This window comes from Streptomyces sp. SID9727, assembly GCF_010550605.1.
In the GTDB taxonomy this organism is placed as follows: domain Bacteria; phylum Actinomycetota; class Actinomycetes; order Streptomycetales; family Streptomycetaceae; genus Streptomyces.
Genome location: NZ_JAAGNI010000446.1, coordinates 1 through 10,590, shown reverse-complemented (window position 1 = coordinate 10,590; position 10,590 = coordinate 1). Strand labels below are relative to the sequence as shown.

14 protein-coding genes and 1 pseudogene are annotated in these 10,590 nt (G+C 72.8%); 8 read left to right on the top strand and 7 right to left on the bottom strand.

Annotation, left to right across the window (positions count from 1 at the left end):
- Positions 1–211, bottom strand: a 211-nt coding sequence (locus tag G3I41_RS31310) for a helix-turn-helix domain-containing protein (protein ID WP_164403911.1), incomplete at its 3' end; no start/stop codon positions are given.
- 123 nt (positions 212–334) lie between these two features.
- A complete protein-coding gene (locus tag G3I41_RS31305; protein ID WP_164403910.1) occupies positions 335–724 on the bottom strand; it encodes a signal peptidase I in 390 nt (129 codons plus the stop codon).
- A 56-nt stretch (positions 725–780) separates the two neighbouring features.
- Here G3I41_RS31305 and G3I41_RS31300 point away from each other — a divergent pair, with 56 nt between their 5' ends.
- The 3 genes and pseudogenes from G3I41_RS31300 to G3I41_RS37230 form a co-directional block, all read left to right on the top strand.
- On the top strand, positions 781–1,569 hold the full coding sequence (locus G3I41_RS31300; RefSeq protein WP_164403909.1) for a site-2 protease family protein: 789 nt from the start codon (positions 781–783) through the stop codon (positions 1,567–1,569).
- Positions 1,570–1,621: 52 nt separating this feature from the next.
- Positions 1,622–1,963, top strand: coding sequence for a GNAT family N-acetyltransferase (locus tag G3I41_RS31295; protein ID WP_164403908.1), 342 nt, complete (start codon positions 1,622–1,624; stop codon positions 1,961–1,963).
- 161 nt (positions 1,964–2,124) lie between these two features.
- Positions 2,125–2,343, top strand: a pseudogene (locus G3I41_RS37230) (GNAT family protein); the annotation flags it as partial.
- 34 nt (positions 2,344–2,377) lie between these two features.
- Here G3I41_RS37230 and G3I41_RS37225 read toward each other — a convergent pair.
- Both G3I41_RS37225 and npdG read right to left on the bottom strand, forming a co-directional pair.
- Positions 2,378–2,554 carry a hypothetical protein gene (locus G3I41_RS37225; RefSeq protein WP_239081927.1) on the bottom strand — a complete coding sequence of 59 codons (177 nt, stop codon included), beginning with the start codon at positions 2,552–2,554 and terminating at the stop codon, positions 2,378–2,380.
- Between the two features lie 77 nt (positions 2,555–2,631).
- On the bottom strand, positions 2,632–3,342 hold the full coding sequence (gene npdG, locus G3I41_RS31285) for an NADPH-dependent F420 reductase (RefSeq protein ID WP_164403906.1): 711 nt from the start codon (positions 3,340–3,342) through the stop codon (positions 2,632–2,634).
- 119 nt (positions 3,343–3,461) lie between these two features.
- Between npdG and G3I41_RS31280 the strand changes: the two genes are divergently transcribed.
- A complete protein-coding gene (locus G3I41_RS31280) occupies positions 3,462–4,067 on the top strand; it encodes a hypothetical protein (protein ID WP_164403905.1) in 606 nt (201 codons plus the stop codon).
- Between the two features lie 64 nt (positions 4,068–4,131).
- Positions 4,132–5,442, top strand: a complete 1,311-nt coding sequence (locus G3I41_RS31275) for an MFS transporter (RefSeq protein WP_164403904.1) — start codon at positions 4,132–4,134, stop codon at positions 5,440–5,442.
- Positions 5,443–5,487: 45 nt separating this feature from the next.
- On the opposite strand, the gene G3I41_RS31270 is transcribed toward G3I41_RS31275, so the two are convergent.
- Positions 5,488–5,724 (bottom strand): hypothetical protein, encoded by a 237-nt coding sequence (locus tag G3I41_RS31270; protein WP_203601913.1) that lies wholly within the window; start codon positions 5,722–5,724, stop codon positions 5,488–5,490.
- 58 nt (positions 5,725–5,782) lie between these two features.
- On the opposite strand from G3I41_RS31270, the gene map reads away from it, so the two are divergent.
- On the top strand, positions 5,783–6,640 hold the full coding sequence (gene map / locus G3I41_RS31265; RefSeq protein WP_164403902.1) for a type I methionyl aminopeptidase: 858 nt from the start codon (positions 5,783–5,785) through the stop codon (positions 6,638–6,640).
- Here the strand turns inward: map and G3I41_RS31260 are convergent.
- Positions 6,627–7,514, bottom strand: coding sequence for an NAD(P)H-binding protein (locus G3I41_RS31260; RefSeq protein WP_164403901.1), 888 nt, complete (start codon positions 7,512–7,514; stop codon positions 6,627–6,629). The genes map and G3I41_RS31260 overlap by 14 nt on opposite strands.
- Before the next feature lie 143 nt (positions 7,515–7,657).
- On the opposite strand from G3I41_RS31260, the gene G3I41_RS31255 reads away from it, so the two are divergent.
- On the top strand, positions 7,658–8,377 hold the full coding sequence (locus G3I41_RS31255; protein WP_164403900.1) for a TetR/AcrR family transcriptional regulator: 720 nt from the start codon (positions 7,658–7,660) through the stop codon (positions 8,375–8,377).
- A 34-nt stretch (positions 8,378–8,411) separates the two neighbouring features.
- Here G3I41_RS31255 and G3I41_RS31250 read toward each other — a convergent pair whose 3' ends face one another.
- Positions 8,412–9,083 (bottom strand): PhzF family phenazine biosynthesis protein, encoded by a 672-nt coding sequence (locus tag G3I41_RS31250; RefSeq protein WP_164403899.1) that lies wholly within the window; start codon positions 9,081–9,083, stop codon positions 8,412–8,414.
- Positions 9,084–9,348: 265 nt separating this feature from the next.
- Here G3I41_RS31250 and efeO point away from each other — a divergent pair, with 265 nt between their 5' ends.
- Positions 9,349–10,485, top strand: a complete 1,137-nt coding sequence (gene efeO / locus G3I41_RS31245; RefSeq protein WP_164403898.1) for an iron uptake system protein EfeO — start codon at positions 9,349–9,351, stop codon at positions 10,483–10,485.
- The last annotated feature ends 105 nt before the right edge of the window (positions 10,486–10,590 follow it).

Below are 10,590 nucleotides of genomic sequence, written 5' to 3'. Positions count from 1 at the left end.
GCAGCCGCCCCACCAGCGCCTGGAGCGCGCCTGCCGCGTCGGCGGGCGGTTCGCCGTCCCACACCTCGTCCACGAGCACGGCGACCGGGACCGTCCGGCCGGGCCGCAGCGCCAGCACGGTGAGCAGCGCGCGCAGCCGCGCCCCGCCGACGGAGAGGGCCGTGCCGTCGTCGCGGAGTGCCTGGGTGGTGCCGAGGATGCCGTAGCGCACGCGCCCATTCTCCGCGACCCGCCCCGGTGCCCGCACAGCCGCCCCGCCCCCGCCCCTGCTCGTCATGGCCCCCACCCTTTCCGGTCCCGGGGCGGGAAGCGAACCGTTTCCGCCGTGTCGGGGTCAGCCCTCCGGCGTCGTGGGCGCCTTCGGCTCGACCGCGTAACCCGGTACGGACGGCCAGCGGACGGTGAGCACCACGGACTCCTCCTCGGCGACCCAGGAGTGGTCGACGCCGACGCCCCACACCACGTAGTCGCCCTGCTCCTCCAGGAGCACGCTGCGCCCGGGCAGCTCCACCCGGAACCGCCCGCTGATGAGCACGAGCAACGCGGTCCGGCTCTCCCCGCGCACCCACTGCGCCCGCTCGTCGCCCACGGGATGGACGCCCCACTTGATCTCGACGTCCTCACTGTGCCGGGGATCGCCCGCGTCCTTGAAGTGCCCGAGGATCCATCCCCGGTCGAGCGCGGCGTCCTTGCCGGCGTTGCCCACGTATACGTTGTCGTTCACGTGGGGGGACGCTAGCAGGGGCGTTCCGTTCGGCGGGGACGGCTACGCTCGGGCCCATGGCGAGCGCAGCGCAGCAGCGGATCAGTCCGGTCTTTCTCGGGATCGCCGCCGTGACGGCCGTGGCCGGGTGGGGGGTGTGGACGGACTTCGCGGCGCAGCCGGGGTTCGCGACGTTTCTGTTCGTGACCGGGGCGTGGGTCGTGTCGCTCTGCCTGCACGAGTACGCGCACGCCAGGACCGCGCTGCACAGCGGGGACATCTCGGTCGGGGCCAAGGGCTATCTGACGCTGAACCCGCTCGCGTACACGCACGCGCTGCTCAGCATCGTGCTGCCCGTGCTGTTCGTGATCATGGGCGGGATCGGGCTGCCCGGCGGGGCGGTGTTCATCGAGCGGGGCCGGATTCGCGGGCGGTGGCGGCACAGCCTGATCTCGGCTGCCGGGCCGCTGACCAACGTGCTGTTCGCGGTCGTGTGCACCGCGCCGTTCTGGCTGGACGCCCTGGACGGGGTGCCGCCCGCCTTCCGCAACGCGCTGGCGTTCCTGGCGATGCTCCAGGTCACGGCCGCCATCCTGAACTCCGTACCCGTGCCGGGGCTCGACGGCTACGGGGTGATCGAGCCGTGGCTGTCGCACTCGGCGCGGCGCGCGGTCGAGCCGATCGCGCCGTTCGGGCTGATCGCGGTCTTCGCCCTGCTGTGGGTGCCCGAGCTGAACCGGGCCTTCTTCGACGCGGTCGACGCGCTGCTGCGGGGTCTGGGCGTGCACGGGTTCTGGACCGACTGCGGGCTGGACGCGTACCGGTTCTGGCAGGGGGCGAGTCCGGTGTGCGAGATGGGCGGCTGAGACCGTCCGGCCGCCCTTGACGCGGGTCAGCGGCTGTGGGTGACCATGGGCCGTGCCCCGCGACCTGTCGACCGCGCCCGTTCTCGCTCCCGGCTCACTCGCCGGCTCGCCCCAGCCGGTGCTGCGCACCGCCGGCGGGCTGTCGCTGCGGCACTGGGAGCCTGCCGACGCCCCGGTGTTCCTCGCCGCCTACGGGGACGGGGAGATCCGCCGCCGGCACACCCGCCGGCCCTCGACGAAGGAGCGGGTCCGGGAGTGGTTCGACGGCTACGGGCAGGACTGGCAGCGGGAGCGGGGCGGTCACTGGGCGGTGACCGGCCACGACGGCGAGGTGCGCGGGCGGATCACCCCGCGCGGCATGGACTTCGACGACGGGACCGCCGAAGCCGCCTAAGGGCTGTCCCGCAATTCCTGGTGGATCAGCGCGCGGCGTCAGATGCGGTGCGTCGCAAGGCGGAGAGGCGCCCGCATACTGGATGTATTCGGGCGTTTCGACAACGCGGCGAGGTGCCGTAGCTGTCGTCGTGCGCCCGCCGGGAATTGCGGGACAGCCCTTACTGGGTGCTTCCCGCCGCACGCGGCAGGGGCGTGGCTTCCGGTGCTCTCGCGGCGCTCAGTTCGTGGGCTCTGGGCGTGGGCTTCTGGCGCCTCGAACTGGACCACTCGACGGGGAACGACGCCTCGTGCGCGGTCGCGGCGAAGTGCGGCTACGCCCTGGAAGGCGTCAAGCGCAGTGCGGCCGTGCACGACGACGGACGCCATGACATGCATCTGTCCGGATCCGGGACCGCTGAGCGTCGCGCTCCGGCTACTGCGTGGCCCCGGCCTTCCGGCGGCGCAGGTAGTACCAGGCCATGTTCGAGGAGAGGCCGACCAGCAGGACCCAGACGATGCCGATGAGCACGCTGCCCTGGACGAAGGACGTCACGGCCGCGGCGAGGGCCAGGACGCAGACGACGAGGGCGTAGAGGGCGAGGCGGGGCATGGGTGGCTCCTGTCGGGGGTGGTGCGTGGTCCCGTCCAGTCTCCCCCATGCCCCGGGACGTCCGGCGCGGACCCGGGTCACACGTCCGTCGTACGGAGTCCGGCGTGCGCCTTGTACCGGCGGTTGACCGAGATCAGGTTGGCGACCAGCGACTCGACCTGGTGGGCGTTGCGCAGGCGGCCCGCGAAGATGCCGCGCATGCCGGCGATGCGGCCGGCCAGGGCCTGGACGATGTCGGTGTCGGCGCGGGCCTCGCCCAGCACCAGGACGTCGGTGTCGATCTCGTCGATCGTCTCGTCCTGGAGCAGCACCGCCGAGAGGTGGTGGAAGGCGGCCGTGACGCGGGAGTCCGGCAGCAGGGCGGCGGCCTGCTCGGCGGCGCTGCCCTCCTCCGGCTTCAGCGCGTAGGCGCCCTTCTTGTCGAAGCCGAGCGGGTTGACGCAGTCGACGACGATCTTCCCGGCCAGTTCCTCGCGCAGCGACTCCAGCGTCTTGGCGTGCCCGTCCCACGGCACCGCCACGATCACCACGTCGCTCTCCCGCGCGCACGTGGCGTTGTCGGCGCCCCGCACGCCGTTCCCCAGCTCCCCGGCCGCCGCCTCCGCGCGGTCCGCGGCGCGGGAGCCGATGATCACCTGCTGGCCGGCGCGGGCGAAGCGGTAGGCGAGGCCGCGGCCCTGCGGCCCGGTGCCGCCGAGTACGCCGACGGTCAGGCCGGACACGTCGGGCAGGTCCCAGGGGTCCTTGGCGGGGGGCTTGGGCGCGCTGCTGCTGTCATTCGTCGTCATGGCCCGACACTACTGCGAGGGCCGGGGCGGAGCCCGTGGGCCCGGGCCGCCACCCGTACGGATGGCTGTCCGGCCTTTCGCCGGTGCCCGGGCCGCCGCATGGTGCAGGATGCCGGGCCATGGATGCCGTACGTGTGGCGCTGCTGCGTGAAGTGCTCGCCAGGACCCAGTGGCCCGCCGCCGCCCGCCGGTTCGCCGGGGCGCTCCGCTCGTCCGTGGTCCCGCACGGCGGCGGGCTGCTGCTGGTGGGGACCGAGGTGTACGAGCCCTGGCACCTCGCCGCCCATCTGGTGGACGAGTCCACCTGGTCCGGGCTGCCCGAACTCCGTCCGACCCTGGTGCGCCACCGGGTGGAGCCCGGCGTCCCGGCGCACCTCGCGGTCGGCCTCGGCCGGATCGAGGCGGCCGGGCGCGGCGAGACGCTGCTCGTGGTGACGCCGGACCGCCCCGGCGAGGGGCTGCTGGAGCGGGTGCACGACGCCCGGCGGGCCGGGGCGACGGTGCTGTCGCTGGACAACGGCGATCCGCAGGTGCGCGGGCTCGCCCATGAGGCGCTGTCGGTGACGGACGGCGACGACGTGGACCTGGACACCGTCCAGCACCTGGTCAGCGCCGCCGCCGGGGAGAACGGCGCGCCGGTGCCGCGCGGCGGCCGGCGCACGTTCCGGGACCGGCTGTCCCGGCTGGCCGACCAGCTGACGGCGCCCCCTCCGCCTCGCTGGTGAGCGGGCCCGGCGGCCGGGAAACCCGTTTGCATCCCCCACGTATCGCGACGGACCATGTCTCCTCGTGACCTCTCGCACCTCCCTCGCCGCCAGGCTGGCCGCACTCCTCCCCGACCTCTCCCCCTGGCGTTCGTCGGCCGACTTCCGGTTGCTGTGGGTGCAGGGCATCGTCACCTACTTCGGCAGCTTCATGGCGCTGATCGCGCTGCCGCTCCAGATCAAGGACCTCACCGGCTCGCCCCTGGCCGTCGGCGCGATGGGCGCGGTGGAGCTGGTGCCGCTCGTCCTGTGCGGCCTGTACGGGGGCGCCCTCGCCGACGCCGCCGACCGGCGGAAGATCATCCTGGCCACCGAGGCCGGGCTCGGGCTGCTCGCGCTGGTCCTGCTGGTGAACGCGGCGCTGCCGGACCCGATGCTGTGGCCGCTCTACGGGGTGGCGGCGGGGGTCTCGGCGCTCGCCGGGCTCCAGCGGCCCGCGCTGGACTCGCTGATAGCCCGCATCGTGCCGCACGACCAGCTTCCGGCGGCCGCCGCGCTGAACTCGCTGCGCTGGCAGGCCGGGGCGATCATGGGCCCCTCGCTGGCCGGTCTGGTGGTGGCGTACGCCGGGCACGCCACCGCGTACTCCATCACCGTCGTGACCTTCGCCGCCTCGGTGCTGATGTGCCGCGGGCTCGCCCCCGCGCCACCGGCCGAGACGGGACGGAAGCCGTCGTTGCGCGGCATCGTGGAGGGCGCCCGCTACGCCTGGAGCAGGCCCGTACTGCTCGGGACGTACGCGATCGACATGGCCGCGATGTTCTTCGCGTTCCCCAACGCGATCTTCCCGTTCCTCGCGGACGAGCTGGACGCCGACTGGTCGCTCGGCCTGATGTACGCGGCGGGCTCGGTCGGCTCGCTGGTGCTCGGTCTGACCAGCGGCTGGACCTCGCGGGTGCGCCGGCACGGGCTGTTCGTCGTGTTCGGTGCCGCCGTCTGGGGGCTCTCGATCGCGGCGGCCGGCTGGTTCGGCGATGTCTGGCTGGTGCTGGTGTGCCTCGGGTTCGCCGGGGCGGGCGACATGCTCAGCGGGCTCGGCCGGTCGACCATCTGGAACCAGACGATCCCGGAGGAGCTGCGCGGCCGCCTCGCGGGCATCGAGGTGCTCTCGTACAGCGTCGGCCCGCAGCTCGGCCAGGTCAGGGCCGGTGGCATGGCGGGGTGGACGGGGACCCGGCCCGCGATCTGGACCGGCGGCGTGGCCTGTGTGGCCTCGGTGGCGCTGCTGGCGGCGGCGCTGCCGAAGCTGCTCACGTACGACTCGGAGACGGACGAGGACGCGCTGCGCCGGCGCGCTCGGGGTGCGGCGGGGCCGGCCGTGGAACCGGCGGCCTGAGCCCTGGGGCCGGCCGCCGGTCAGCCAGGGGGGCCGCCCACCCCGTCAGCCCGCCGCCTGGTCCTCGTCCGGGCCCTTGCGGTCGTGCCACTTGGGGTCGGTGTCCCACTCCAGGTTCCGCTCCTGGGCGGTCTCCATCGCGTGCTGCGCCTCCTGCCGGGAGGCGTACGGGCCGAAGCGGTCCTTCGCCGGGCAGTCCGGGCCTTCCTCGACCTTCTTGTGCTCCAGGCAGTAGAACCACTCGCCCGGCTTGCCGACCGTGCGCTTCTTGAACAGGGCCATCATCGGATCCTTTCCTCTGTGCCATGGTGCCCCGGACGCGCTGGTTAGACTCGCTGGCATGTCTGGCCAGTCGCTGCTCGTACCCGGGGAGATCACTCCCGTCCGTTCCGTGCCCGGAAGCATCCGGCGCCCCGAGTATGTGGGCAAGCCGGCTCCGACGCCGTACACAGGGCCGGAGGTGCAGGACAGCGACACCGTCGAGCGCATGCGCATCGCGGGGCGGATCGCCGCGCAGGCGATGGCCGAGGCCGCCAAGCACATCGCCCCGGGTGTCACGACGGACGAACTCGACCGCGTCGCGCACGAGTTCATGTGCGACCACGGCGCCTACCCGTCGACGCTGGGCTACCGCGGCTTCCCCAAGTCGCTCTGCACCTCGCTCAACGAGGTGATCTGCCACGGCATCCCGGACTCCACCGTGCTGCGCGACGGCGACATCGTGAACCTCGACGTGACCGCGTACATCAACGGGGTGCACGGCGACAACAACGCGACGTACCTCTGCGGTGACGTGGACGAGGAGTCGCGGCTGCTCGTCGAACGCACCGAGGAGTCACTGCGGCGCGCGATCAAGGCCGTGCGGCCGGGGCGTCAGATCAACGTGATCGGGCGGGTCATCGAGTCGTACGCGAAGCGCTTCGGGTACGGCGTGGTGCGGGACTTCACCGGGCACGGGATCAACACCTCGTTCCACTCGGGGCTCATCGTGCCGCACTACGACAGCCCGCACGCCACCACCGTGATGAAGCCCGGCATGACGTTCACCATCGAGCCCATGCTGACGCTCGGCAGCCACGACTACGACATGTGGGACGACGGCTGGACCGTGGTGACGAAGGACCGCAAGCGCACCGCCCAGTTCGAGCACACGCTCGTCGTGACGGAGACCGGCGCGGACATCCTCACCCTGCCGTAGCCTCCGCGGCGGGCAGCAGCACCTCCCGGCACCACTGGCGGAAGCCGGTGGGGGCCGGGGTGGTCAGGGCCCGCCACTCGGGCTCGTAGATGCCGTCGTCCTGGGCGGCGGCCATGTCCAGCAGCCCCTGGGCCCAGGCGTCGTGCATCCCGTATCCCGTCAGGGCCGCCTTGTACGCCTGGCCGTCGGGCCGCTCGAAGCGGACCGGGCGCTCCAGGACCTCGGACAGGACCCGGGCCATCCCGACGGGCGTCAGGGAGTCGGGGCCGATGACCGGGACCGTCTCCCGCCCCGTCCAGGAACCGTCGGCGAGCAGCCGGGCGGCCACGGCGGCGATGTCGCGGGTGGCCACGAGCGGCAGCTCGCGGTCCGGGGCGACCGGCACGGACAGCACGCCCTCCGCCCTCAGCGCTCCGGCCTGGTGGAGCAGGTTCTCCATGAAGAACGGCATGGCCAGGGCGCGGTAGCCGACCCCGGTGCTCTCGATCATCTCGTCCATCGCGAACGCGGCCGACAGCTGTCCCGCGTGCGCTCCGTAGCCGCGGCCCAGGCTGCTGATGCCGACGACCCGGCGGACGCCCCGCTCCCGCAGGGCCTCGCAGGCCGGGCGGGTGAAACCGAGGTAGTGCTCCCGGATGTCCTCGGCGCGGGGGTTGGGCGGGACCAGCCACAGGACGCCGTCGGCCCCCTCGAACGCCTCACGCAGCACCCGCGGGTCGCTGTGGGAGCCCCGCACGACCTCGGCGCGCTCGCGCGCCTCCGGGGCGATCCTCGCGGGGTCGCGGGCGACCACCCGCACCTTCTCGCCGCCGTCGAGCAGCGCATCGAGCACCTGGCGGCCGATCCGGCCGGTGGGGGCGGTAACGACGATCACGGGAACCTCCGAAGGGGTCATGGCTGTGGACGCGGGCCCGGCGCGCCGGCCGGTCGCCGGCACTCACCGTTTCCACCGCTAACGATTACACGATAGCGCCGATAACGCAAAGCGCTAACGCGAGTCCGTTATCATCGGAAACCATGGAGACCGAGCACCCCGCCCCCGCCGAGAGCAACCGCCGGCGGATCATCGCCGCCGCCACCCGGCTGCTCGCGGAGAAGGGGCGCGAGGCGGTGTCGACCAGAGCCGTGGGCGCCGCGGCCGGCGTCCAGGCGCCCACCATCTACCGGCTCTTCGGCGACAAGCAGGGCCTGCTCGACGCGGTCGCCGCCGACGGCTTCGCGAGCCACGTCGGCGAGAAGGCCGCACTGGAGCTCACCGGCGACCCGGTGGAGGACCTGCGCAGGGGCTGGAACTTCAACACGGAGTTCGGCCTGGCCAACCCGGCCCTGTACACGCTGATGTACGCCCAGCCCAGCCCGGGCACCCCCTCCCCCGCCTCCACCGCCGCGCTGGAGATCCTCGCCGCGCACGTCCACCGGATCGCCGAGGCCGGACGCCTGCGGATCGACGAGGCACGCGCCACCCACCTGGTGCACGCGGTGGGCGGCGGCACCACCCTCTCGCTCATCGCCACCCCGGAGGACCGGCGGGACATGAGCGTGTCCCACCTGGCCAGGGAAGCCGTCATCGCCGCGATCACCACCGAGGCGCCCGCCTCCCCGCCCGCCGGCCCGGCCGCGGCAGCCGTGGCGCTGCGGGCCCTCCTCCCCCGGACCGGCGCCCTCACGGCGGGCGAACGCGCCCTGCTGACCGAGCTGCTCGACCGCATCTCGGCCGCCCCGGACGAGCACGCCTGACGGGAGGACGCCTGCCCGGGCAGGAGGGTCCCCGTTATCCGTGGTGGGCCAGGACGACCCTGCCGCCGATCTCCACCGTGCCGTCGGGCGCGGGCGCCGTGAGGATCTGGGAGCCGCGGCCCTGTGTGATGTTGAGCGCGCGTCCGAGGTGCGCGCTCAGCAACAGGGCGGCGGCTCCCGTCGCCTCGTCCTCGGTGATGCGGTCGTCCCGGCGCGGAAACGCGCGCGCCCTGACCCGCCCCGCCGCCTCCTCCTCCCACGCCCAGGCGTAGAGCCAGCCCTCGCCGGGCGGCGGCGCCGGCAGCGCGTCCACCTCGGCGGCCGAGGCGTACTGCTCCAGGGTGCGCGGCGGGGCCCACTCCGGGCGGGCGGTGATCCAGGTGAACTCCCCGTCATGGCGGGCGAACACGTCGCCCACCTCCAGTTCCAGGATCTCCAGGTCGAGCAGCCAGGCCGCGCCGACGACGGGGTGCCCGGCGAACGGCAGCCGGAGCCCCGGGGTGTAGATGTCGAGCCGGCCGCGCTCGGGGTCGTCCACGAACACGGTCTCGCTGAAGCCGAGCTTCCCGGCGAGCTCCTGCCGGTCCGCGCGGCCGGGGACGCGGCGCCCGTCGCGTACGACACCGAGGGCGTTGCCGTGCCGGCCGTCCGGGCCGCAGAACACGCGGAGGACGTCGGTGCCTGCGGGTACGTCGTAGTCGCTCACGTCGGCATTCAAGCACCCGCGCGGACACCGGCCACCGCGATCACGCCGGAGGCCGCGCCGGTCGCATCCCTTGACCTGTGCATTACCTGTGTGAGGTACGTCCATGGGTCGGCCGTGACCGCACCGTTTCCGGGTCCCCGCAGTGAGAGCTGAATCACTGCACGGGCGGGTATCGGACAGATAAGCCTCGGCTAAGTTAGGTCCGCCTCACCCGGCTTTGTCCGGCCTCTCACCACCTACTCCTTCATCCTCAAGTGGAGCCCGCATGCGAGCCGTTCGTCTCTCCGTCGTCACCGCAGCCGCCACCGCGGCCGCTCTGACCGCCGTCACGGGCTGCGCCGAGAAGAGCGACGGCAAGGGCGAGGGGGCCGTCCAGGTCGTCGCGAAGGACGACTCCTGCGAGGTCTCGAAGAAGAAGCTCCCTGCCGGGCACATCGAGCTGGCCGTGCAGAACAAGGGCTCCAAGGTGACCGAGGTCTACGTCCTGTTCCCGGACGACCGCATCGTCGCCGAGCGCGAGAACATCGGCCCCGGCACCAAGGCCACCATCACGGCCGAGATCAAGGCCGGTTCGTACGAGATCGCCTGCAAGCCCGGTATGAAGGGCCACGGCATCCGGCAGAAGATCGAGGTCAGCGGCGGCAAGGCGGCCAAGCGCAGCCCCGAGATGGACAAGGCCGTCGCCGGGTACCGCACCTACGTGCAGGCGCAGGCCGACGAGACGCTGCCGAAGGTCAAGGTCTTCACGGACGCCGTCGCCGCCGGTGACATCGAGGCCGCGAAGAAGGCGTACGCGAACTCCCGCGTCGGCTGGGAGCGCACCGAGCCGGTCGCCGAGTCCTTCGGCGACATCGACCCCAAGGTCGACGTCCGCGAGGACGGTCTCGAGGACGGCCAGAAGTGGACCGGCTGGCACCGCCTGGAGAAGGCCCTGTGGCAGGACAAGAAGCTCGGCGCCGAGGAGAAGGCCCTCGCGCCGGTCCTCTACAAGGACCTGGTCGGCTGGCAGAAGCGCGTCGGCACCGCCGACATCACCCCGACCTCGATGGCCAACGGCGCCAAGGAACTCCTCGACGAGGTCGCGACCGGCAAGGTCACCGGTGAGGAGGAGCGGTACAGCCACACCGACCTGGTCGACTTCAAGGCCAACGTCGAGGGTGCCGAGCAGTCCTACGACCTGCTGAAGGCGATCGCGTCCAAGAACGACGCCGCGCTCACCGCCACCCTGGACAAGCGGTTCGCGGAGCTGAACAAGCTGCTCGACAAGTACCGCGAGGACCCCTCCACGTACGACTTCACCTCCTACGACAAGGTCGGCAAGGCGGACCGCAAGGAGCTGTCGGACGCGGTCAACGCGCTGGCCGAGCCGCTGTCCAGGCTCGCCGCCGCGGTCACGAAGTAACCGGCCGGAAAGAGGCTCCGGGGATGAGCGAGGAGACCCGCGAAGCACCCGTCGACGGCGGCGCCCCGTCGCGGCGCGCGCTGCTGGGCTGGGGCGGTGCCGGGC